Consider the following 23,120-nt stretch of genomic DNA (forward strand, 5'->3'; position numbering starts at 1 on the left):
AGCTGGGCGGCGCAGGCCAGGGCGGCGCGGGCGGCCTGCAGGACCGGCTGGGCGGCCTGCCGGGCGGGCAAGGCCAGGCCCGGGCAGCGGCCTCGGGCGGCGGGCTGGCCTCGATGCTGTCCGGATTCGGCGGCGGGGCCTTGAGCGGCGGCGCCCTGGCGCTGCTGCTGAGCAACAAGAAGGCGCGCAAGATGGGCGGCAACCTGGCCCTGTATGGCGGCATGGCGGCATTGGGCGCGCTGGCCTACAAGGCCTATGGCGACTGGCAGCGCAATCAGGCCGCGCAAGGGGCGGCGGGCCCGGGCGCCCCGGCGCCGGCCGAGCCGCGCACGCTGGACCGCCTTCCCGCCCCGCAAGCCGAGCAGCACAGCCGGGCCGTCCTGACCGCCATGATCGGCGCGGCCAAGGCCGACGGGCATATCGGCCCGCAGGAGACGCAATTGCTCGAGACCGAGCTGGCCAAGCTTTCGGGCGAGGCGGCCGACCAGCAGTGGCTGCACGACGAGCTGGCGCGGCCCCTGGACCCGGCCGCCGTGGCGCGGGCCGCGGCCACCCCCGAAATGGCGGCCGAGATGTACCTGGCCAGCCTGATGGTGGTGGACGAGGAAAGCTACATGGAGCGCGCCTACCTGGACGAACTGGCGCGCCAGCTCAAGCTCGAGCCCGGCCTGAAGGAAACGCTGGAACAGCAGGTGCGGCCGGCGGCAGCCTGAGGCAGGCCGCCGCCGGCGGGCGCGGCGGCTAGCGTTTCGGCGAGGAAGGTCCCTCGTACCCCGGCCGGTCGCGGCCGGTGGTGTCCACTTCGGGCTGGTCCTTCTTTTCGCCGTCCTCGTCCACCACGGTTTCCAGTTCGTTGCCCAGCACGTCGGCGGCGTCCTGCGGCGCCGCAGGCTTGAGCTTGCGCGGCGTGTGCCCGGCGGCGGTGGCCGTCTCGGGAACGGAAACCTCCTGCGCCTCGATGGTCTGCACGCGCACGGGCGGGGCCTTGCCGTTCTTGTCCTGGCCGAAGTAGACCACGGTGTGCGGGTACGGCAGCTCGATGCGCGCCGCGTCGAAGTGTTTCTTGACCAGGCGGTTGTAGCCGCGCTGCACCGCCCACTGCATGCCCGGCGTGGTCTTGATCAGCACCCGGATGGTGACGCCGCGCTCGCTCAGCGAGGTGACGCCGGCCACGGTGATGTCCTCCAGCAGCTCGGGCCCCAGCACCTCGTCGGCCTGCAGTTCGGCGAAGGCGGCTTTCAGGTGCACGATGGCCTCGTCCACGCTTTCGCGGTGCGCGATGGTGTATTCGCCCAGGTGGTACGAGAAGTCGCGCATGTGGTTGACGACCACGTCCACCGACGAGAACGGCACCAGGTGGTAGCCGCCGTCCAGCGTGCGGATGCCCACCGAGCGGATGGTGAGCTTTTCGACAGTGCCGAATACGCCGCCGGCCTCGACCACGTCGTTCTGGTTCATGCCGTTTTCCAGCTGGATGAACACGCCGGTGATGATGTCCTGCACCAGCTTCTGCGCGCCAAAGCCGATGGCAAGGCCCACCACGCCGGCGCCGGCGATCAGCGGGCCGATGTTGATGCCGATCTGCGAGAGCACGATCAGCACCGTCATGGTGACGATGACGATCAGCGCGGCATTGCGAAACAGCGCCAGCAGCGTCTTCTCGCGCGCGGTGGGGCCGCCCGCGTCGGCGTTCGCGTTCAGGCGATGCTCGATGATGCTGGCGATCAGCGTCCAGACCAGCGCCGCGCCGGCCAGGATGATGCCCACGTGCACGACCATGAAGATGGCCGCGCTGCCGCGTTCGGAGGCGATCCAGGCCGACAGGTTGAAGGCGCGCCAGGCGTCCAGCACCATCAGCAGCACCCACAGCAGGATCAGCAGGCGCAGGCCCTTGATGGCCGCCGGCACGTAGGAATTCAGGCGTGCCTCCAGCATGGGCAGCCGCGCGCGCCAGTGCTCGGGCAGCTGGATGCGGTGCGCCAGCACCGAACCCAGCAGGGCCGAGAGCAGCAGGCCGATGGCGATGGCCAGGATGGTCTGGCCGGTGGCCTTGGCCATGAAGGGCAGCGCATCGTTGGGCGCGATCTGGCTGACCACCAGCAGCACCGTGAAATAGGCGATGGCCAGCACGTGCCAGACCCGCGCCAGCATGCGCAGCAAGGTGCCGATGAAAGCCGTGTCCAGGCCTTGCGCCTTGGCTTCCAGGCGCTGGCGCAGCAGCTGGCGGTTGACCCAGATCACCCGCACCGCGTGGCCGTAGACGCCCAGCATGATGAGCAGGCCGACCATCTGGCCGACCGCCGGCGAGAACATGGCGCGGATGACCGGCACCACGATCAACAGGCCATAGCCGGTGAGCGTGATCAGCCGGGCCAGCCAGGCGTTCCAGTAGACCGCCACGTCGTCGTTCATCTTGAGCAGCCGCAGGTACGGATAGCGGGTGGCGAACACCACCCGCACCAGGGCCTTGGCGATTTCCACCGCCACGAAGGCGTTGACGAACATGGATTCGAGCGTGCCGATGCGTCCGCTCTGGCCGGTGGCGAACAGGCCCACGCCGTAGCCCACCAGCGCGGCCAGCACGATCACGCCGACATCGACCAGCAGCGCCCCGAGCACCGCCAGGGCGCGGCGGTAGATCAGGCTCACGGTCAGCCGCGGCGCGGCCGGTAGCGGCGCGCCGGGCACGGCCTGCGCGGGGGCGGCGGCCGCCTCGACCTGCGCCAGCCAGCGGTCCAGGCGCGCATACAGGCGCGCGGCCAGGACACGGAATACGAACCACGAAAGCAGCGTGGCCAGGACCACCAGGGCCAGGCCGGCCAGCGCGTTCAGCCAGGCCTGCATGCTGATGCCGCGGGCGCCTTCGCCGCTGCCTACGGAGCGAAACGCCGCGGCGGCCTCGGCCAGGCCCTGGCCCAGGTCGGTGAAGAATTCCTGCGTGCCGTCGGCGATGCGGCGCGACAGCGACGGCTCGCCGGCCTCGTCGGGCAGCGCCGCGCGCGCGCCGCCGGGCGGCGCCGGCGTGCCGGACGCCGGTGCGCCGTCCGCCGCCAGGGCGCGCAGCTGCTCGATGAGCGCCTGGCGGCTTTGCTCGTTCTCGAGCAAGTCGGCCAGGGCGGAATAGGACGGCGCGTCCTGCGCCGGCGCGGCCGGTTGCGGCGCGGCGGCGGCGTGCGCGCCTGCGGGCAGCACGCATGCCAGTGCAAGCAGGCAGAACAGCAGGCTGGCCAGCCAGGCGGACAGACCGCCTTGTGCAGCGGCCTTGCGGCCGGGTGTCGGATCGATGGCGGTGCTGGCACCCACTTTGCTTACCTCCTTGCTGATTGCGCCCAGGCTTGTTTCCTATTCGAAGGATGCTCGCGGCGGCGTGCGGCGCGCCGCAAGAAAACGCCCTTGGCCGGCTGTGCGCGCGGCGCGTGCAAGGGCGCAGCCCAAAAAAATCAGGGCCATACCGGCCCCACCATGATGATAGTGCAGTCCTGGTGTCATCCGGAACCGACAATTCCTTCGGCTTTGCTGCATAAGGTAACCGCGCGCGGACGGGCGCGGCTTTTATTGCAAAATGGCCCGGTCGCAAACCCTGCCGCGTGCCGCGAAAGGCGCCGCGGCGCCCAAGGACCATGACCGCTATCGCCCTGCCTTGCCGGCCGCTGCCGGCGCGCCTGCTGCGCGCGGCGCTGCGCGGGCTGGCCTTTGCCTGCCTGGCCCTGTGGGCCGCGCTGGCGCTGGCCCAGCCCCAGGACGTGGATGCCGCGCTGGACGAGGCGCGCAAGCAGATGGACAAGGTGCAGCAGGTGCTGCAAAGCGAGGAGCCGCCCGAGGAGTCGGTGCTGCAATCGCTGCGCGCCGCCGCGCTCAGGGTACAGGCCGGCGCCGATGGCGTCGCCCAGAGCCTGGCGCCCGAGCTGGCCAGCGTCACCGCCCGGCTGGACGAGCTGGGGCCCGCGCCCGAGCAGGCCGAAGCGGCCGACGTCGCCGCGCAGCGGGCCCAGCTGGAGAAATCGCGCAGCAAGCTCGATGCGCAGATCAAGCTGGCGCGCCTGCTCTCGGTCGAGGGCGGGCAGGCCGCCGAGCAGCTCTCGGCCCTGCGCCGCTCGCAGTTCCAGGCCAGGCTGGGCGAGCGCCGCAGCTCCATATTGGGCAGCGGGTTCTGGACCGAATTCCGGCAGGACCTGCCGCGCGACCTGGCGCGCACCCTGGAGCTGGCCGACGAGCTGCGCCAGTCGGCGGCGGCGACCCCGCTGCCGGTCTGGCTGGGCCTGGCCGGCGGGGTGGCGGGCGTGATCCTGCTGCGCCTGCAGGCCGGCAGGACGCTGTTTCGGCTGACCGCCACGCGCGTGCCTCCCGGGCGGCTGCGGCGCTCGTTCCTGGCCATGGCGCTGGTGCTGCTCTCGGTGGCCGTGCCCGGGCTGATCGCCTACCTGGTGCACGTGGGCCTGAACTGGAGCGGCGAGCTGTCCGAGCAGACCGATGCCCTGCTCGGCCGGCTTTCTGCCACGGTATGTTTCGGCGGTTTTGTCTCCGGCCTGGCCTATGCGCTGCTGTCGCCCTATCGCAATTCCTGGCGGCTGCTGCCGCTGTCGGACCAGGTCGCCTGGTCGCTGCGGCGCTATCCGGCCGCGCTGGGCACCGCGGTCGTGCTGGTCTGGCTGGCCGAGCAGCTGGCCGCACGCCTGAACGTTACGCTGGGCACCGCCATCGCCATCAATGCGCTGGCCCAGCTGCTGCTGAGCGCGACGCTGGCGCTGGCGCTGCACCGGGCGCACCGGATCCGGCGCAAGCTGGCCGCCGCCGCGCACGAGGACGGCGCCACGCTGCCCTTGCGGCCGCTGTGGCTGGTGTCGGCGATCAACCTGACCTGGACGGCCATCGGCCTGGGACTGGTGGCGCTGCTGGTAGGCTACGCGGCCTTCGGCAACTTCGCCATCAAGCAGCTGATCTGGACGCTGGTGGTGCTGGCCACGGCCTATCTGCTGTCGCTGCTGATCGAGGACGGCTTTAGCACCTTGCTGTCCTCGCCGCCGCCCGACCCGCAGGACAAGGGCGATGGCCAGCGTCCGCGCGCGCGCGACCAGGCCGCGGTGCTGCTCTCGGGCATGGGACGCCTGGCGGTCGTGCTGTTCGCCCTGGTGCTGCTGCTGGCGCCGTTCGGCGAAGGGCCGCTGGAGCTGGTGCAGCGCGCCGGCACGCTGCCGCAAGGGGTCACCGTCGGCGAAATACACATACGGCCGATGGCGGTGCTGCAGGCGCTGCTGGTGCTGGCCCTGTGCCTGTTAGGCGTGCGCATTTTCAAGCGCTGGCTGGAACAGCGCTACCTGCCCACCACCCAGCTGGATCCGGGCATGCGCGTGTCGGCCGCCACGCTGGTGGGCTACGTGGGCGTGGTGGTTGCCGTGGCGTTGTCCATGTCGGCGCTGGGCGTGGGCCTGGAGCGGGTGGCCTGGGTGGCCAGCGCGCTGTCGGTGGGCATCGGCTTCGGCCTGCAGGCCGTGGTGCAGAACTTCGTCTCGGGCCTGATCCTGCTGGCCGAGCGCCCCGTCAAGGTGGGCGACTGGGTATCGCTGGGCGGGGTCGAGGGCGACATCCAGCGCATCAACGTGCGCGCCACCGAAATCCGCATGGGCGACCGCTCCACCGTGATCGTGCCGAACTCGGAGTTCATCACCAAGACCGTGCGCAACGTCACCCACTCCAACCCCCAGGGTGTGGTCACGATCAAGCTGCCCATGCCGCTGGACGTCGATGCCGAGAAGGTCCGTGCGCTGATGCTCGATGCCTTCGTCGAGCACGAAGGCATCATGGACGCCCCGGCGCCCACGGTGCACCTGGACGGCATCGAGAACGGCAGCCTGGTCTTCAACGGCACGGGTTTCGTCAATTCGCCGCGGTCGTCCTACGGCATCCGCAGCGCCGTGCTGTTCGACATATTGCGGCGCCTGCGCGAGGCCGACCTGTCGATGAACAGGCCGCCGACCACGGTGCTGCTGCACGAGGCGGGCGAGGCGGCACAGGAAGGCCGGCCGGCCTCGGCCGCCCGGCCGGACGGGCCCGCACCGCCGCGCCCGGCCTGAGCGCCGTTCGTGTCCGCGCGGTTCAGGCCGGGCCGCGGGCAGCCGGCGACAGGTGCGGCGCCAGCGCCGCGTGCCAGGCGGCCTGCTTGGCCTGTCGCGCCATGGCGGCATGCGCGGGACTGGTCGAAGGCAGGGCATGCAGGCTTGCCCCCGGCGGCAGCGCGACGCGCGGGGCCACATGGCGCCGGTACAGCGCCGCGGCGGCCCGGCCGTTCAGGCACACCAGCCGCAGGCAGGGGTGGCGGGCGTAGAAGGCTGCAAAGTCGTTGGCCTGGACCGAGGCCGGCACGATGTCGGCATCCAGGCTGCCCGGCCGCACGCAGCGGTGCAGCACGTCCCAGATGGCCACGCCGTGCGCGGCCGCGGCCGCGGCCAGGGTGTCGTAGGGCGCTTGCGCATCCTCGCCCAGCAGCCCGGCCAGGATGGGCCAGAACGCATTGCGCGGATGGGCATAGTAGCGGCCGGCCCGCAGCGAGGCCGCCCCGGGCATGCTGCCCAGCACCAGCACGCGGGCGCTGGCCGGCGGCGCCGGCTCGATGGGGGGCAGGCCGGTCAGCGTCGTGCCGCCGGCATCGGGCGCCGGGCCGCCGGGGCGCCGGCTAGCGCTGCTCGAAGCGGCCATAGCGGCGTTCTTCGTACACCTGTTCGCTGGCGAGCTCGCGCACCTGCGCCGCGGGCGGGCCCACGCGCAGCCATTGCAGCATGAGGTCGATCTGGTCGGGCGTGCCCTGGATCAGCGCCTCGACCGAGCCGTCCGGGGCATTGCGCACCCAGCCGGCCACGCCCAGCAGGTGGGCCTGCCGCACGGTGGCCAGGCGAAAGCCCACGCCTTGCACCTTGCCGGTGACGCGCACGCTCAGGGTTTCCAGGGGAGTGTCTTGATGCGGGGTGTTCATGGCGAAAAGCGGCCGCCCTGGGGCGGTTGGGTCAATGGCAGGCACATAGCCGTAACCCTAGCATGCGCGCCGGCGGCCTTAACAGGACCAGGGACTAGGCGGGCGGATCCAGCGGCAGCGCCGTGCTGTATTTCACCTGCTTGAGCGCAAAGCTCGAACGGATGTTGGCCACGCCGGGGATGCGGGTCAGCTCGTTCACCACCATGCGCTCTAGCGCCTGCATGTCGGGCACGACCACGCGCACCAGGTAGTCGGAATCGCCCGTCATCAGGTAGCACTCCATGACGTTGGGCAGCGCGCGGATGGCGCGCTCGAAGGTATCGAGGGTTTCCTTGACCTGCTTGTCCAGCGAGATCTGGATGAACACGTTGACGTTCATGCCGATGCGCTGGGGATTGAGCAGCGTGACGTGGCGCTCGATGATGCCGCGGCTCTCCAGCGCCTTGACGCGGGCCAGGCAGGGCGAGGGCGACAGGTGCACCCGCGCGGCCAGCTCCACGTTGCTCAGCCTGCCGTTGTGCTGCAGCTCGTGCAGGATGCGGCGGTCGATGTCGTCCAGTGCCTGCTTGGCCATGGCTAGTCTCCTGGGCGGCGGCGGGCGCGGCAAGCCGGCCGGGTGGAAATGGTTTTTCCTGCATTTTGCAGAATATCGTGCTGCGGGACAAACCAAAAGTCGATTTTCGTGCCGCGCCGCCGCGCGCAAGGCGGCGCAAACGAAAGCACATGCCAGGGCCGCCTGCCTAGAATGGGCGTAGCAAAAACACCCCCACGGAGGGCACGATGAACAGCCCGCAGGCGAACGAGACACGCAACATCCCCGATACCGCGCGCGACACCGATCCGCAGGAAACCGCCGAATGGCTGCAGGCCCTGGAAGGCGTGGTGCGCGAGGAAGGCGAGGAGCGTGCGCGCTTCCTGCTGCACCAGCTGTCCGAGCATGGCAGCTACCTGGGGCTGCACAGCCACGTCCATCCCTGGTCGGCCTACCAGAACACCATCCGGGTTGAGCGCCAGGGCAGCTATCCCGGCAAGCTGGACATCGAGGAGCGCCTGACCTCCATCATGCGCTGGAATGCGCTGGCCATGGTGGTGCGGGCCAACAAGGCCTATGGCGAGCTGGGCGGGCACGTGGCCAGCTATGCCTCGGCGGCGGAGATCTTCGAGGTGGGCTTTAACCACTTCTTTCGCGCCGACAGCGGCCAGGGCCGGGGCGACCTGGTGTTCTTCCAGCCGCATTCGGCGCCCGGCGTGTATGCGCGCGCCTACCTGGAGGGACGGCTGAGCGAGCAGCACCTGATGCATTACCGCCAGGAGGTCGGCGGCCAGGGCCTGTGTTCCTATCCCCATCCCTGGCTGATGCCCGACTTCTGGCAGTTTCCCACCGGCTCGATGGGCATCGGTCCGATCAACGCCATCTACCATGCGCGCTTCATGCGCTACCTGGCGCACCGGGGGCTGGCCGATACCGAAGGGCGCCGCGTCTGGGGCGTGTTCGGCGACGGCGAGATGGACGAGCCCGAATCGCTGGCCGGCCTGTCGCTGGCCGCGCGCGAGAAGCTGGACAACCTGACCTTTGTCATCAACTGCAACCTGCAGCGGCTGGACGGGCCGGTGCGCGGCAACGGGCAGATCATCCAGGAGCTGGAGTCGATCTTCACCGGCATGGGCTGGAACGTGATCAAGGTGATCTGGGGCTCGGACTGGGATGCGCTGTTCGCGCGCGACACCCACCACGCGCTGCTGCGCCAGTTCGCCGCCACGGTGGACGGGCAGTACCAGACGCTGGGCGCGAACGACGGCGCCTACAACCACGAGCATTTCTTCTCGCTGGATCCGGCCCTGCGCCAGCTGGTGGCGCACATGACGCCCGAGGAGATCAACGCGCTCAAGCGCGGCGGGCACGATTTGCGCAAGCTGCATGCGGCGCTGCGCGCGGCCTGCGAACACAAGGGCCAGCCCACCGTGATCCTGGCCAAGACCAAGAAAGGCTACGGCATGGGCGGGGCGGGCGAGTCGCGCATGACGGCGCACCAGCAGAAGAAGCTGGACGTCGATGCCCTGAAGGCCTTTCGCGACCGCTTCGGCCTGCCGCTGTCGGACGAGGACGTGGCGCAGATGCGCTTTTACAAGCCGGCCCAGGACAGCCCCGAGATGAAGTACCTGCACGAGCGCCGCGCCGCGCTGGGCGGCTACCTGCCGCACCGGCGCACGCTATGCGAGCCGCTGCCGGTGCCGCCGGTGCACGAGCACGCCCGCTTCGCCCTGCAGGCCGACGGCAAGGAGATGTCCACCACCATGTCGCTGGTGCGGCATTTCGGCAACCTGCTCAAGGACCCGGTGCTGGGGCCGCGCATCGTGCCCATCGTGGCCGACGAGGCGCGCACCTTCGGCATGGCCAACCTGTTCCGGCAAGTGGGCATCTATGCGCCCGACGGCCAGCTGTACGAGCCCGAGGATGCCGGCTCGATGCTCTACTACAAGGAGTCGCGCGACGGCCAGCTGCTGGAGGAAGGCATCACCGAGGCCGGCGCGCTGTCCTCGTGGGTGGCGGCGGCCACCTCCTATAGCGTGCATGGCGTGACCATGCTGCCTTTCTACATCTACTACTCGATGTTCGGCTTCCAGCGCGTGGGCGACCTGATCTGGGCCGCCGCCGACCAGCGCGCGCGGGGTTTCCTGATCGGTGCCACGGCCGGGCGCACCACGCTGGGCGGCGAGGGCCTGCAGCACCAGGACGGCTCCAGCCACCTGGCCGCGGCCGCCATCCCGAACTGCCGCGCCTACGACCCGGCCTTCGCCGGCGAGGCGGCGGTGATCGTGGACCACGGCGCGCGCGAGATGGTGCAGAACCAGCAGGACGTCTTCTATTACCTGACGGTGGGCAACGAGAGCTATGCCCAGCCCTCCATCCCCGAGTCGGCCCACGAGGGCATCCTGCGCGGCATGTACCGCCATGCGGCGTTCGGCGACGGCGCGCCCGCCGTGCGGCTGCTGGGCTCGGGCGCGATCTTCCGCGAGGCGCTGGCCGCCGGCCAAATGCTGTGGCAAGACTGGCAGCTGGCCAGCGAGGCCTGGAGCGTGACCAGCTTCAGCGAACTGGCCCGCGATGCGCGGCAGGCCGAGCGCCTGTCCATGCTGGGCCGGCCCACGCAAAGCTACCTGGAGCGCTGCCTGCCCGACGCCGTGCCGGTGGTGGCCGCCACCGACTACGTGCGCGCCTATCCGCAACTGATCGGCTCGTACCTGCGCGGGCGCTATACGGTGCTGGGCACCGACGGCTTTGGCCGCAGCGATACCCGCACGGCGCTGCGCGGCTTTTTCGAAGTGGACCGCCGCTGGATCGTGCTGGCCGCGCTGCACGCCCAGGTGCGCGAGGGCCGCCTGCCCGATACGGTGCTGGCCGATGCCGTGCAAAAATACGGCATCGACACCACCACGGCGGCCCCCTGGTCGCGCTGACTCCATGAAACTCTACCTGGCTGGCTTTGACGTTTTCCGCGCCGACGCCAAGGAATATGGCGAGCGGCTCAAGCAGCTGTGCGCCAAGTACGGCTTCCAGGGGGCGTTCCCGCTGGACCACGAGGTGCCCGAGGATCTACAAGGTCCCGCGCGCGCGCAGTGGATCTGCCGCGCCAACCTGGCTTTGATCGACGATTGCGACGCCGTGCTGGCCAACGTCAACCCGTTTCGCGGCGCCGAGCCCGATTCGGGCACGGCTTTCGAGATGGGCTATGCGCACGCGCGCGGGAAAACCGTCTGGGCCTACACCGACATGGCCGAGCCGCTGGTCGAGCAGGCCGGCGCCGAATGGGATCCCGAGCACTTGCGCCACCGCGACATCCAGGGCTACACGGTCGAGGACTTCGGCCTGAACCTGAATGCCATGCTGGCCTGCACCTCGCAGGTGGTGGTGGGCGACGTGCAGGTCTGCCTGGCGCAAATGGCGCAGACGGTATTCGGCGAGCGCCCCGCGCCGGGGCCGGCGGCCTGAGGCGGGCGGCGCGCAAGGCGCATGGCCGACCTCAAGCTCCTGGAGGACTTCCTCGCGCTGGCGCGCGCCGGCAGCTTCACGCTGGCGGCCGAGCAGCGGCACGTCACCCACCCCGCCTTCGGCCGGCGTATCCGCGCACTGGAGGCGTGGGCCGGCGCGCCGCTCATCGAGCGCGGGCGCGCGCCGGTGCGCCTGACGCCGCAGGGCGAGGCCTTGCTCAAGACCGCCGGGCTGGTGGCCGAGCAGCTGGCCTCGGTGCGCAAGCGCATCGCCGGGACCGGCTCGGGCGGCGCGCCCGTGCTGCGCGTGGCGACCGGGCGCAGCCTTGCCGGCACCCTGGTGGCCGACTGGCTGGCAAGGCTGCGGCGCGGCGCACGGCCCGTGCTGGGGCCCGCCTGCCAGGTCGAAATGGTCACTGGCCGCATGCAGGACCTGGCCGAGCGGCTCGAGCGCGGCGCCACCGACCTGCTGTGCGGCTATGCCCACCCGGCCTTGAGCGTGCAGCTGGCCCCCGGCCGCTACCGCTACATGACGCTGGGCACCGACAAGCTCGTGCCGGTGTGCCAGCCCGACCGGCGCGGCCAGCCGCGCCACCGGCTGGCCGAGGCGGGCGAGCCCGCGCCGCTGATCTCCTTCGAGCCGGGCATGTCGATGGAGCGCATCCTGGGTACCCGGCTCGATGCCCACGGCTATGCCTTGGCCCATTTCCTGCGCTGCGATTCCCTGGATGCCGCCCGCGGCGCCGCGCTGCGCGGGCTGGGGGTGGCTTGGCTGCCCTGGTCCATGGTGGCGGGCGATTGCCGGCAAGGCGCGTTGGCGCCCGCCGGCCAGCGCAGCGACGAGATTGTGTTCGAGGTGCGCCTGTATCGGCCGCGGGCGCGCCAGGCCGATCTGGTCGAAGCGGTCTGGGACGCCACGCAGCGCCAGGGCTAGGTCAGGATCGGCACCAAGGCGTGCCGCTCCGGCACGAAGCGCCCGGCTCTTCCCCGGGAGAATGGACGTTCGCCATCAGGCGGAACATCCAATAACGATCCGAGGGAAAAATGATCAAGCAACTGTTGGGGCGATGCGCGCCCCTGGCCGCGGCCTGCGCCGCCTTGCTGCTGGGCGCGGTGCCCGCGACGGCCGTCGCCTATCCCGAGCGCGCCATTTCGCTGGTGGTCGGCTATCCGGCCGGCGGCAGCGTGGACCTGACCGCGCGCCTGTTCGCCGAGGAACTGGCTGCGCGGCTGGGCCAGAACGTGGTGGTGGAGAACGTGGGCGGGGCCGGCGGCACCATCGGCGCGCAACGCGTGGTGCGCAGCAAGCCCGACGGCTACACGCTGCTGCTGGGCTCGTCCAACGAGATCGCCATCGCCCGCATGATCAACGAAGCCGTGACCTACGATGGCCGCAAGGATTTCACCTCGCTGGGCATCATCGGCACCCAGCCCATGCTGCTGGCCGCTTCCAAGGCCTCGGGCGTTACCACCGCCGAACAATACCTGCAGGCCCTGCGCAGCGCGCCGGCCGGCGCTTTCTACTACGGCTCGTCGGGGGTGGGCACCACGCTGCACCTGGCCGGCGAGATGATCAGCCAGGCCTCGGGCACCCGTGCCGAACACGTGCCTTACCGCGGCGTGGCGCCGCTGGTCACCGACCTGATGGGCGGGCAGCTGACCTTCGGCATGCTGGTGCTTTCCTCGGGCCTGCCGCCCGTGCGCAACGGCAACATCGTGGCGCTGGGCGTGACCGAGGCCAAGCGTTCCGCGATTGCGCCCGAGATCCCCGCCCTGGCCGAGACGCCGGGGTTCGAGGACGTGGACATCAATATCTGGTTCGGCCTGTACGGGCCGGCGGGGCTGCCCGCGGACGTCGCCGCCACCTTGCGCCAGGCCGTGGGCCAGGTGCTGGAATCGGCAGCCTTTCGCGAGAAGCTCGCGCAGACCGGCGGCGTACCGGCCGAGCCCGGCCTGGATGCGCAGGCCTTCCTGGACGAACAAATCGAGAAGTACGGCGCGCTGGTCGACCTGGCCGGCATCCGTGCCCGCTGAACCTGGAGCAAGCATGCAATTCGAGTTGGCCGTACCCGACCTGGCCGCCGAGCGGGCCGGCAACACCGGCACGCCGGGCGTGTGGCACTTCGATTCGGGCCGGCCCGGGCGCGCCGTGCTCATTACCGCGCTGGTGCATGGCAACGAACTTTGCGGGGCCTGGGCGCTCAAGGCCTTGCTGGCCTCGGGCCTGCGTCCGCGCCAGGGCAGCCTGACCCTGGCCTTGTGCAACCTGGAAGCCTTCGACCGTTTCGATCCGGCCCGCCACGACGCTTCGCGTTTCGTCGACGAGGACATGAACCGGGTCTGGAGCAGCGAGCGGCTGGGCGCGGGCGGCAGCCGCGAGCGCCAGCGGGCCGCGGCGCTGGCGCCTTGGGTCGAGCGGGCCGATTGGCTGCTGGACCTGCATTCCATGCACGAGCCCGGCGCGCCGCTGCTGCTGACTGGCGTGCTGCCTCGCAATATCGCCTTGGCCCGCGCCATGGGAGCGCCGGCGCACGTGGTGGTCGATGCCGGCCACAAGGACGGCGTGCGCATGCGCGACTACGGACGCTTCGGCCAGGCCGATGCCCGCGATGCCTGCGCCTTGCTGATCGAATGCGGCTTTCATGGCGACCCCGCCTCGGTGGGCGTGGCCAAGGACCAGGTGGCGCGCTTTCTGGCGCTGTCGGGCATCGTGGATGCGCAGGACCTGCCGGCCGGCTGGCGCGGGGCCGATCCCGCCGCGCAGCGCGTGCTGGAGGTGACCCAGCCGGTGGTGGCGCCGTCCATGGACGTGCGCTTCGCGCAGCCCTGGCAGGGCCTGGAGACGCTCGAACACGCCGGCACGCCCATCGCATGGATGCAGGGCGAGCCGGTGCTCTCGCCTTATCCCCGCTGCACCCTGATCATGCCCTCGCTGCGCCAGCTCAAGCCGGGCGTGACGGTGGTGCGGCTGGCGCGCGACTACGCCGGCTAAGCCGGCGTATCAGTCCCGCACGCCCGGGTGCGGCGGCGTTGCCGCCTCGGTGCCCTGCTTCCCGGCGTGCTTCTTGCCGCGCGCCTTTTTCTTGGGCAGCGCCAGCATGGTGCCGCGGCAGGCCGGCGCGCCGCAGCGGCACTCGTACTGCTTCTTGAGCGTGGGCGTGATCTTCTCGTCGATCACCAGGCCGTAGTCGTAGTTCAGCTCCTCGCCGCGCGCGATGTCGCGCAGCGCGACCACGTAGACGCGCTTGCCATGGCGTCCTTCCTGCGTTTCGCAGTTGGGCTGGCAGCTATGGTTGATCCAGCGCGCATCGTTGCCGTTGACGCCGCCGTCGATGACCTTGCCCGAGGACAGGGCGAAAAAAAAGGTGTGGAAGGGGTCGTCGGGGTTGACCGGGTGCCGCCGGTCGGCTTCCTTGGCGCTGATGCGCTCGCCCGCGTATTCGATGATGCGGGTGCCGGCCGGGATCTTGCGGGCGGCGAAGATGCCCGTGCCGTGGACCTTGGAACGGCGGACCTTGTACCAAGGCTTTTCGATGTCGGTCATGATGCGCGCGGTCAGAGGGATTTCTTGATGCCGAAGCAGTGCGACTCGTCGGGAAAGACGCCGTTGCGCACTTCGTCGGCGTAGGCGGCCACGGCCTGGCGCACCGCGCCGCCGATGTCGGCGTAGCGCTTGGCGAACCTGGGCGCGCGCTCGGACAGGCCCAGCAGGTCTTCGGTGACCAGCACCTGCCCGTCGCAGGCCGGCGAGGCGCCGATGCCGATGGTGGGGATGGCCAGCGCCTCGGTGATCTGGCGGGCCAGCGGTTCGGCGATGCCTTCGAGCACGACCGCGAAGGCGCCTGCCGCTTCGTGGGCCCGGGCATCGGCCAGGATGCGGGCGGCCGATTCGTCGTTCATGCCCTGGGCGCGGAACCCGCCCATGGTGTTGACGTATTGCGGCATCAGCCCCACGTGCGCCATGACCGGGATGCCGCGCTGGACCAGGAAGGCCACCGTGGAAGCCAGGGCCTGCCCGCCTTCGAGCTTGACCGCGGCCGCGCCGCTGACCGACAGGATGCGCGCCGCGTTGCGAAAGGCCAGTTCGGGCGACTCCTGGTAGCTGCCAAAGGGCATGTCCACCACCACGCAGGCCTGGGCGGTGGACCTGACCACCGCCTGGCCGTGGGCGGCCATCTGTTCGACCGTGATCGACAGGGTGTCGGGATGTCCGTAGGCCACCATGGCCGTGGAGTCGCCCACCAGGATGAAGTCCAGCAGCGGGTCGATCAGGCGCGCGATGGCCGCGTTATGGGCGGTCAGGGCGGCGATCTTGCGCTGGCCCTTGCAGGCCATCAGCTGCGGGACGGTCGTACGCTTGACGGAAGTGTGCACGCTCATGGGGTAAGGATGCCGGTCTGCCAAAGCGGGCAGTGTAGCGTGACGGCATGAATAGACAAGTCGGCGGGCGCGTATACTGGCATGTTGCCGGCGCTCCCGGGGGCCGGTTTCCCGTCCACCTTCCGCATCCGCTGCGTCCCATGGCCCAGAACCTGTCCAAGATCACCACCATCGAAGACCTTCGCGTCATTGCCAAGCGCCGTGTGCCGCGCATGTTCTACGACTACGCGGATTCGGGAGCCTGGACGGAAAGCACCTATCGCGCCAACGAGCAGGACTTCCAGCGGATCAAGCTGCGCCAGCGCGTGGCCGTGAACATGGAAGGGCGCAGCCTGCGCACCACGCTGGCCGGTTTCGATGCGGTGATGCCCGTGGCCATCGCCCCGACCGGCCTGACCGGCATGCAGCATGCCGACGGCGAGATACTGGGCGCGCGCGCGGCCGCCGAGTTCGGCGTTCCCTTCACCTTGTCGACCATGAGCATCTGCTCGCTCGAGGACGTGGCCGAAGGCACGGGCCGCAAGCCCTTCTGGTTCCAGCTCTACGTGATGCGCGACCGCGCCTTCATCGAGAACCTGATCGATCGCGCCAAGGCCGCTGGCTGCACGGCGCTGGTGCTCACGCTGGACCTGCAGATCCTGGGCCAGCGCCACAAGGACATCAAGAACGGCCTGTCGGCGCCGCCCAAGCCCACGCTGCGCAATCTGGTCAACCTGGCCACCAAGCCGCGCTGGTGCCTGGGCATGCTCGGCACCCGGCGCCGCACCTTCGGCAACATCGTCGGCCATGCCAAGGGCGTGGGAGACCTGTCCTCGCTATCGTCCTGGACCGCCGAGCAGTTCGACCCGCGCCTGTCCTGGGCCGACGTCGAATGGATCAGGCAGCGCTGGGGCGGCAAGCTCATTCTCAAGGGCATCCTGGACGTCGAGGATGCGCGCCTGGCGGCCGACAGCGGCGCCGACGCGCTCATCGTCAGCAACCATGGCGGGCGCCAGCTCGACGGCGCGCAGTCCTCCATCGCGGTGCTGCCTTCGATCGCCGACGCCGTGGGCAGCCGCATCGACGTGTGGATGGACGGCGGCGTGCGTTCGGGCCAGGACGTGCTCAAGGCGGTGGCCCTGGGCGCAAAGGGCGTGATGATCGGCCGCCCCTTCCTGTATGGCCTGGGCGCCTATGGGCAGGCCGGCGTCACGCGCGCGCTGGAAATCATCTACCGCGAGGCCGACGTCACCATGGCCCTGTGCGGCCGGCGCAATATCTCGGAAGTCGATCGCAGCATCCTGGTGCCGGGCACCTATCCGGCCTGAGCGGCAGGGCCCGGCCCCTTGGGCACCAGCGGCAGCGGCATTTCCTTGAGCCGGCGCAGCACGAACGAGGACTTGCTGTGCCGGATGCCGGGGATGCGGTAGAGCTGCTCGCGCAGCAGCCGTTCGTAGTCGCGCGTGTCCCGCACGGCGATGCGGATGAAATAGTCGTAGTCGCCCGATACCAGGAAGGCCTCGAGAACCTCGGGGATGTCGGCCAGGGCCCGGCCGAACTCGTACAGCGTCTCTTCGCTGTGGCTCTCCAGCGTCACATGCACGATGACCGTGTCCATGTAGCCGAGCATGGCCGGATCGATGTCCACCGTATAGCCGCGTATCACGCCGGCCGTTTCCATGCGCTTGATGCGGTTCCAGCACGGCGTGGACGACAGGCCCACCGCCGCGCCGATCTCGTTCAGGCTGGCGCGCGCATTGCCTTGCAGCACCTTCAGTATGGCCAGGTCGAACTTGTCCAGGTTCATTTTTCTTGCATGGCGCCAGTTCAAGGAATGATTTTCCAATCATACCGGTTATGGCTGGAAAAGAAGAGAAATATTCCGGGGTTTCATCCCTAGAATGTTCACATGAACGATCGCCTCCACTCCGCCGCCCTGGCCAGCCTGGCCGCCCCGTCCCCGGACGCCTCCCAACCGCCTGCCGCCCGCAACGGCGCGCAGATCCTGCTGGACACCCTGATCGAATGCGGCGTGGACACGGTCTTCGGCTACCCGGGCGGGGCCGTGCTGCCGCTGTATGACGCGCTGCATGCCGAACCGCGCCTGCGCCACGTGCTGGTGCGCCACGAGCAGGCGGCCGTGCATGCGGCCGAGGGCTACGCCCGCACCACCGGGCGGACCGGCGTGGTGCTGGTCACCTCGGGGCCCGGGATGGCCAACACCACCTCGGGGCTGCTCGATGCCATGTGCGACTCCATCCCGGTGCTGTGCATCAGCGGCCAGGTGGCGACCACGGCCATCGGCACCGACGCCTTCCAGGAGTGCGATGCGCTGGGCATCTCGCGTTCGATCACCAAGTGGAATACGCAGGTGCAGGCGGCTGCCGACGTGGCCGACGTGGTGCGCCGCGCGATGGCGCTGACCCGCCAGGGCCGGCCCGGGCCGGTGCTGGTGGACGTGCCCAAGGACGTGCAGCTGGCCCTGCCGGCCCACGGCGGCGTGATGGAGGCGGCGCACACGCAGGCCGCGCAGGCCCGGGCGCGCCGCCATGCCCGCCGCGCCACCCCCAAGCTGCCGGCCTCGGCGCTGCGCCGCGCCGCGCAGATGATCCGCGAGGCGCGCCGGCCGGTGTTCTATGGCGGGGGCGGGCTGATCAATTCGGGCACCGCCGCCTGCCAGGCCTATACGCAGCTGGTGCGCGAGACCGGCGCGCCCTGCACGCTTACGTTGATGGGCCTGGGCGCGTTTCCGGCCAGCGATCCGCAGTTCGTCGGCATGCTGGGCATGCACGGCACGCTGGAGGCCAACCTGGCCATGCACGAGGCCGACCTGGTGGTCTGCGTGGGCGCGCGTTTTGACGACCGCATCACCGGCAAGCTTTCCGAGTTCTGCCCGCACGCGCGCAAGATACACCTGGACATCGACCCGACCTCCATCAACAAGGTGGTGCGTGTGGACGTGGCCATGGTGGGAGACTGCGAGCCGCTGCTGCTGGCGCTGCGCGAGGCCGTGGCCGCGCCGGGGCCCTTGCCGGCCGCGCGGCTGGATGATTGGTGGGCGCGCATCGGCCGCTGGCGCGCGCGCGACTGCCTGGCGTACACGCCCGATGCCGCGCGCATCCTGCCCCAGCACCTGATGCATACGCTGGACGCGGCGCTGGCCGGGCGCCAGGCCATCGTCTCCACCGACGTGGGCCAGCACCAGATGTGGGCGGCGCAATACCTGAAGTTCGATGCGCCCTACCGCTGGCTGACCTCCGGCGGCGCCGGCACCATGGGCTACGGCCTGCCGGCCGCCCTGGGCGCGCAGGTGGCCCACCCCGGCCGCACCGTGGTGTGCGTCAGCGGCGATGCCTCGGTGCTGATGAACATCCAGGAGCTGGCCACCGCGCGCCAGCACCGCTGCCCGGTCAAGGTCGTGCTGTGCAACAACGGCTACATGGGCATGGTGCGCCAGTGGCAGGAGCTTATCCACGGCGGGCGGCTCAGCCACAGCTACAACGAATCGCTGCCGGACTTCGTGGCGCTGGCACGCGCCTTCGGCTGGGGCGCCGCCCGCGTGGAGCATCCCTCGCAGCTGCAGGCCGCGCTGGACGAATGCCTGGCCTACGACGGCCCGTATTTCCTGGACGTGGTGGTGGCCCAGCAATCCAATTGCTTTCCCATGATGCCCGCGGGCGTGGGGCATCACCGGATCATGCTGGCCGAGGATCTTTGGTACGAGGACAGCGAAGCGCCGGCTTGCGCGGGCGCTTGATGCCGCGCCGCCACAGGCCTAGCCGGCCGGCGCGGCCTGCGGCAGCAGCCGCACGCCCTGCCAGCGCCCGCTGTGCACCAGCTGGCGGATCAGTTCGCACAGCAAGGCCTGGACCACCTGGCAGGTGCGGCTCAATTGCGCGACCTGCGAGACGCACAGCGACATGCGGCGGGTAAAGGCCAGGTCCGAGAATGGCCGCACGGCCAGCGCCGGCGCGGCGCCTTCATGGGATTCGGCGATGGCCGACCAGGGCAGCAGCGTACAGCCGATGCCGGCCCGCACGGCGGCCAGCAGGATGGAGGCCGCGCTGGTTTCGGCCGCCAGCTTCAGCGGCAGGTTGGCGCGGCCCAGGGCCTGTTCGTAGAGCACGCGGATGGAATTCGGAAAGCTGGGCAGCATCAGCGGCAGCGCGGCCACCTCGGCCAGCGACACCGGTCCGCGGCCCGGATGGGCCGGGCCGCACACCAGCATGACGTCCTCGTCCAGGATGGGCGTGACGCGCATGCCCGGCCGGGGCCGCACCTCCATCGCCACGGCGATGTCGGTCTTTTGCTGCGCCACCGCCTCGGCCAGTTCGGCGGTGGCGCCCTCGACCAGTTCGAGCTGGATCTCGGGATAGTCGCGCGAGACCGCCTGCAGCAGCGGCACGGCCAGGATCCGCGAGGTGCTGGTGGGCAGTCCCACGGTGACGTGGCCGGCCGGCGTATCGAAGCCCTGCTGCACGGCCGATTTGGCGTCCTCCAGCTGCCGCAGGATGGCCTTGGCCTGGCGGTACAGGATTTCGCCGGCCTCGGTGGCGCGCGCGCCGGTCGGGCCGCGCACCAGCAGCGGCGTGCCCAGCTCGTCCTCGAGCTTGGCCACGTGCTGGCTCAGCGAGGGCTGGGCCACGTGCAGCGCCTGGGAGGCCGCCGTGATGCTTTCCAGTTCGACGATTCGGGTGTAGTAGCGCAGTTGCCGCAGGTCCATTGCCTAGGTGCCCGGTCCATGGTGTTTCCCTGCTGTGTAACACGGCCGGCCGCGCGCGGGCTCACGGCGCCAGGGGCAACACCAGTTCGGTGCCCTGCAGCCCGCCCAGCGCCAGGGTCACGCGCGGCGGCCGCCCGGGCGGGGTCTGGGGAAAGTGGCCGTCGTCCGCCCCGGCGATCGACAGCCGCAGGCGGCTGCCCGGCTGCAGCGTCCAGGCCACCGGCAGCAGCGGGATCTCGAAAGTCTCCGTACGTCCCGGGGTCAGGCGCTGTGCGTCGGCGCGGCTGTAGCGCCGGTAGGGCCAGCAGGTCCGGTAGTGGGGCGGGGCCTGGGCCGTGGTCCGGTGCAGGGCCCGCAGCATGCCTTCGGTGATGTAGCGCACGCTGCCATCGGGCAGTACCTCGGACAGGTATGCGAAGAACGCCGCATCGCCCTGGTCCGCGGCGGCGCGCAGCCGCAGCAGCGGGTGGCCGCACAGGGCGAGCGGGGCCTGCAGCGGCTCGGTGTCGAAGGCCGGCAGCGCCGCGCAGCGCTCGGCCCAGTCCGGGTAATAGTCTTCGATGTTGGCCGCGCCCAGGCGCTCGTAGCGGGTATGGCGTCCGCTGCTCCAGTCGTAGCGGGTGGCCAGCACGCGCTGCGCGGCCTGGGCCGGCGCAGCTTGCAGCCGGCCTTGCGCATCGGCGTGCAGCGTGGCCTGGGCCGCGCAGGGCGGCCATTGCCCGGCGGCGCGCCAGCATTCGTCGTGCATGCTGAAGTAGTGCACCGGGGCTTCCTGCTCCAGGCCGGTCCGGCGGCCCATCAGGTGCTGGTCGAAAAAGCGCAGCACCTCGGCCAGCAGCGGGAACGCGCTGGCCGGCTGCGCGCGCCAGGGCGAGACATTGGTGCGCGCGCCGTGATCCCAGGGGCCGAGCAGCAGCCGGTCGTGCGGGCCGGCCAGGCTCAGGTAGCGCGAGATCGCGCCGTTGGCGTAGCCGCCGCCGTCGTACCAGCCCGAGATGGAATAGACCGCGACCTCGGGCCCGATCCCCGCATGGTAGTGACAGGGGCTGCAGGCGGCGATGTCCAGGGCCGCATCGTGCAGGGATGCCTCGTCGCGGAAAACGAACTGCGGCGCCAGTTCGGCCATGCTGAAGTTGTGGCGGTGCTCGGCCAGCGCCTGGGCAAGCAGGCTGCCGTCGGCGTCCTCGTCCACCGGTTGCGGGCCTTGCAGGCGCGGGTCGTTGAAATAGGGATAGCGGGCAAGCAGGTCGCGCCTATTCTGGTCCAGGGCTTTCATCAGCGTGTCGTAGTCCTCGACCCAGACCCGCGATAGCAGGCCGCCGGGATAGAGCTGCTCGGCATAGATGTCCGAGACGGCGAACAGCGGCGCGATGGCGCGCACGGCGGGATGGCCCGAGCCGGCCAGAAAGACGGCGGCCGCGCCCAGGTAGGAGATGCCGGTCGAGCCGATCACGCCGTTGGACCAGGGCTGCTGCACGATCCAGTCGGCGATCTGGGCATAGTCGGCGGCCTCGGCCGGCGAGCGCAGGGCATCACGCGTGCCGAAGCTCGCGCCGGTGCCGCGCACGTCCGCCACCACCACGGCGTAGCCGCGCGGCACGAACATGTCGCGGTACTTGGCCGCGTTGGGCGAGGGTTCGGCCGAGCCCGGCGGCTGGACGCGAAAGCGCCGGTTGTAGGGCGTGAAGATGGCGACCGTGGGAAAGGACGCGGGCGATGCGCCCGCGCCGCCGTCGGGCAGGTAGACGTCCACCGCGATCCGGCAGCCGTCGCGCATCGGGACATAGACCGACAGCGGCCGCGCGGGCAGCGCATGGGTGGCGGGCCGCTCGCTCAGGTAGCGGGAAGGAGGCAGGTGCCAGGCGTTGCCGGCGAGGTCGTGATCGGACATGGGAGACAGGCTTGCGGTGTGGCGAACCGCGCCGATGATACGTAGCGCGGCGCGGCGCCCTGAAAAACGAAATAACGATGGCCCCATCGTTATTTCGTATTTGTTGCCGCGCCCCGCCGCTTCCTAGAATGCGGCAGCCTGCGAGCCAGCAGGCGGCGGCGTCCCGGCGCCGGCAACGATAGCCAGGGGAATACCTATGCTCAGAAAAAACGTGCTTGCCTGCTTGGCAACCCTTGCGATGGCCGGCGCGGCGCTTGCGCCGGCCGCTGCGCAACCCTCCTATCCGGCCAGCCCGGTCAGGCTTGTCGTGCCGCAGTCGGCCGGTTCGGGTGGCGACGTGGTGGCCCGCCTGCTGGGCGAGAAGCTGGGCCAGCTGCTGGGCCAGCCCGTGGTGGTGGAAAACCGGCCCGGCGCCAATGGCGTGATCGCGGCCTCGTTCGTGGCCAAGGCCCAGCCCGACGGCTATACGCTGCTGCTCAGCGGCTCGTCGCAGATGGTGTTCAATCCGGCGCTGTACAAGAACCTTCCCTATGACCCGCAGCGCGATTTCACCTATGTCGCGCCGGTGGTCGATACGCCCTTCGTGCTGGTGGCCAGCAAGCACAGCGGCCTGACGGCCTTCGAGCAGGTGGTCAAGGCGGCCCGCGAAAAGCCCGGCTCGCTGACCTATTCCAGCGCCGGGGCGGGCAATTCCACCCATCTTTCGACCGCGATGCTGGCCGACCAGGCCGGCATCGCGCTCCTGCACGTGCCTTTCAAGGGATCGGGTCCCGCGCTGAACGCGGTGATGGGCGGGCAGATCGACCTGATGTCCAGCGTGGTAGGCGCCGCGCTGCCGCAGGTGCAGGCCGGCATGGTCAGGCCGCTGCTCATCATGGGCGCGGACCGCGTGGCCGAACTGCCCGGCGTGCCGACCGCGCAGTCGCTGGGACTGGACCTGCCCAAGCTGCCGAGCTGGTTTGCCTTGATGGGGCCGGCAGGCCTGCCCGGGCCGGTGGTCGAGCGCCTGGGCCAGGCCACGCGCGCGGCGCTGGCCGATCCGGAAATCGTCGCCAAGCTGCAGGCGCTGAACCTGTACGTGGTGCCGGGCACCGGCGGCGAACTGGCCGACAGCGCCCGGCAGGACGCCAAGGTCTGGGGCGAACTGATCCAGCGCCTGGGCGTGCAGGTGGAATAGGGGCAAGCTGCCC

General features: G+C 70.4%; 19 protein-coding genes. 10 read left to right on the forward strand and 9 right to left on the reverse strand.

Annotation, left to right across the window (positions count from 1 at the left end):
- Window positions 1-56 precede the first annotated feature (56 nt).
- Window positions 57-713 carry a tellurite resistance TerB family protein gene (locus V8Z80_RS10465; RefSeq protein ID WP_442951963.1) on the forward strand — a complete coding sequence of 219 codons (657 nt, stop codon included), beginning with the start codon at window positions 57-59 and terminating at the stop codon, window positions 711-713.
- A 28-nt stretch (window positions 714-741) separates the two neighbouring features.
- Here V8Z80_RS10465 and V8Z80_RS10470 read toward each other — a convergent pair whose 3' ends face one another.
- The gene (locus tag V8Z80_RS10470) at window positions 742-3,303 is read right to left on the reverse strand and encodes a mechanosensitive ion channel domain-containing protein (protein WP_336061977.1); all 2,562 of its coding nucleotides are present in this window, start codon (window positions 3,301-3,303) and stop codon (window positions 742-744) included.
- Between the two features lie 317 nt (window positions 3,304-3,620).
- Here V8Z80_RS10470 and V8Z80_RS10475 point away from each other — a divergent pair, with 317 nt between their 5' ends.
- Window positions 3,621-6,071 (forward strand): DUF3772 domain-containing protein, encoded by a 2,451-nt coding sequence (locus tag V8Z80_RS10475; protein WP_336061978.1) that lies wholly within the window; start codon window positions 3,621-3,623, stop codon window positions 6,069-6,071.
- A 22-nt stretch (window positions 6,072-6,093) separates the two neighbouring features.
- Here the strand turns inward: V8Z80_RS10475 and V8Z80_RS10480 are convergent, their stop codons facing one another.
- The 3 genes from V8Z80_RS10480 to V8Z80_RS10490 form a co-directional block, all read right to left on the reverse strand.
- A complete protein-coding gene (locus V8Z80_RS10480; RefSeq protein WP_155194400.1) occupies window positions 6,094-6,693 on the reverse strand; it encodes a DNA-deoxyinosine glycosylase in 600 nt (199 codons plus the stop codon).
- Complete coding sequence (locus V8Z80_RS10485; protein WP_336061979.1) at window positions 6,671-6,967, reverse strand: acylphosphatase; 297 nt, start codon at window positions 6,965-6,967, stop codon at window positions 6,671-6,673. Before V8Z80_RS10485 ends, V8Z80_RS10480 begins: the two co-directional genes overlap by 23 nt.
- Before the next feature lie 94 nt (window positions 6,968-7,061).
- Window positions 7,062-7,541 carry an Lrp/AsnC family transcriptional regulator gene (locus V8Z80_RS10490; protein WP_336061980.1) on the reverse strand — a complete coding sequence of 160 codons (480 nt, stop codon included), beginning with the start codon at window positions 7,539-7,541 and terminating at the stop codon, window positions 7,062-7,064.
- A 206-nt stretch (window positions 7,542-7,747) separates the two neighbouring features.
- Here V8Z80_RS10490 and mdeB point away from each other — a divergent pair, with 206 nt between their 5' ends.
- The 5 genes from mdeB to V8Z80_RS10515 all read left to right on the forward strand — a co-directional run bounded on the left by mdeB (window position 7,748) and on the right by V8Z80_RS10515 (window position 13,949).
- Entirely contained in the window at window positions 7,748-10,426 is a 2,679-nt protein-coding gene (gene mdeB, locus V8Z80_RS10495; RefSeq protein WP_155194395.1) for an alpha-ketoglutarate dehydrogenase, read from the forward strand.
- A gap of 4 nt (window positions 10,427-10,430) precedes the next feature.
- Window positions 10,431-10,958, forward strand: coding sequence for a nucleoside 2-deoxyribosyltransferase (locus V8Z80_RS10500; RefSeq protein ID WP_336061981.1), 528 nt, complete (start codon window positions 10,431-10,433; stop codon window positions 10,956-10,958).
- Between the two features lie 21 nt (window positions 10,959-10,979).
- Window positions 10,980-11,891, forward strand: coding sequence for a LysR family transcriptional regulator (locus V8Z80_RS10505; RefSeq protein WP_336061982.1), 912 nt, complete (start codon window positions 10,980-10,982; stop codon window positions 11,889-11,891).
- A 110-nt stretch (window positions 11,892-12,001) separates the two neighbouring features.
- Window positions 12,002-12,991 carry a Bug family tripartite tricarboxylate transporter substrate binding protein gene (locus V8Z80_RS10510; protein WP_336061983.1) on the forward strand — a complete coding sequence of 330 codons (990 nt, stop codon included), beginning with the start codon at window positions 12,002-12,004 and terminating at the stop codon, window positions 12,989-12,991.
- A 13-nt stretch (window positions 12,992-13,004) separates the two neighbouring features.
- Complete coding sequence (locus V8Z80_RS10515; RefSeq protein WP_155194388.1) at window positions 13,005-13,949, forward strand: succinylglutamate desuccinylase/aspartoacylase domain-containing protein; 945 nt, start codon at window positions 13,005-13,007, stop codon at window positions 13,947-13,949.
- A 9-nt stretch (window positions 13,950-13,958) separates the two neighbouring features.
- Here the strand turns inward: V8Z80_RS10515 and V8Z80_RS10520 are convergent, their stop codons facing one another.
- Window positions 13,959-14,501: an SET domain-containing protein-lysine N-methyltransferase gene (locus tag V8Z80_RS10520; protein WP_155194386.1), complete on the reverse strand. Its 543-nt coding sequence runs from the start codon at window positions 14,499-14,501 to the stop codon at window positions 13,959-13,961.
- Between the two features lie 11 nt (window positions 14,502-14,512).
- On the reverse strand, window positions 14,513-15,337 hold the full coding sequence (panB, locus tag V8Z80_RS10525; RefSeq protein WP_155194384.1) for a 3-methyl-2-oxobutanoate hydroxymethyltransferase: 825 nt from the start codon (window positions 15,335-15,337) through the stop codon (window positions 14,513-14,515).
- Between the two features lie 140 nt (window positions 15,338-15,477).
- Between panB and V8Z80_RS10530 the strand changes: the two genes are divergently transcribed.
- A complete protein-coding gene (locus V8Z80_RS10530) occupies window positions 15,478-16,644 on the forward strand; it encodes an alpha-hydroxy acid oxidase (RefSeq protein ID WP_336061984.1) in 1,167 nt (388 codons plus the stop codon).
- Here the strand turns inward: V8Z80_RS10530 and V8Z80_RS10535 are convergent.
- Window positions 16,632-17,123: an Lrp/AsnC family transcriptional regulator gene (locus tag V8Z80_RS10535; protein ID WP_336061985.1), complete on the reverse strand. Its 492-nt coding sequence runs from the start codon at window positions 17,121-17,123 to the stop codon at window positions 16,632-16,634. The two genes, V8Z80_RS10530 and V8Z80_RS10535, sit on opposite strands and share 13 nt — an antisense overlap.
- Window positions 17,124-17,225: 102 nt before the next feature.
- Between V8Z80_RS10535 and ilvB the strand changes: the two genes are divergently transcribed.
- Window positions 17,226-19,073 (forward strand): biosynthetic-type acetolactate synthase large subunit, encoded by a 1,848-nt coding sequence (gene ilvB, locus V8Z80_RS10540; RefSeq protein ID WP_155194378.1) that lies wholly within the window; start codon window positions 17,226-17,228, stop codon window positions 19,071-19,073.
- Between the two features lie 18 nt (window positions 19,074-19,091).
- Here ilvB and V8Z80_RS10545 read toward each other — a convergent pair whose 3' ends face one another.
- Both V8Z80_RS10545 and V8Z80_RS10550 read right to left on the reverse strand, forming a co-directional pair.
- Window positions 19,092-20,039 (reverse strand): LysR substrate-binding domain-containing protein, encoded by a 948-nt coding sequence (locus V8Z80_RS10545; protein WP_155196932.1) that lies wholly within the window; start codon window positions 20,037-20,039, stop codon window positions 19,092-19,094.
- Window positions 20,040-20,100: 61 nt separating this feature from the next.
- Entirely contained in the window at window positions 20,101-21,930 is a 1,830-nt protein-coding gene (locus V8Z80_RS10550; RefSeq protein WP_336061986.1) for a CocE/NonD family hydrolase, read from the reverse strand.
- 196 nt (window positions 21,931-22,126) lie between these two features.
- Between V8Z80_RS10550 and V8Z80_RS10555 the strand changes: the two genes are divergently transcribed.
- Window positions 22,127-23,107, forward strand: coding sequence for a Bug family tripartite tricarboxylate transporter substrate binding protein (locus tag V8Z80_RS10555; RefSeq protein WP_336061987.1), 981 nt, complete (start codon window positions 22,127-22,129; stop codon window positions 23,105-23,107).
- The last annotated feature ends 13 nt before the right edge of the window (window positions 23,108-23,120 follow it).

It is taken from the genome of Orrella sp. JC864 (genome assembly GCF_037026685.1).
GTDB lineage: Bacteria > Pseudomonadota > Gammaproteobacteria > Burkholderiales > Burkholderiaceae_B > Orrella.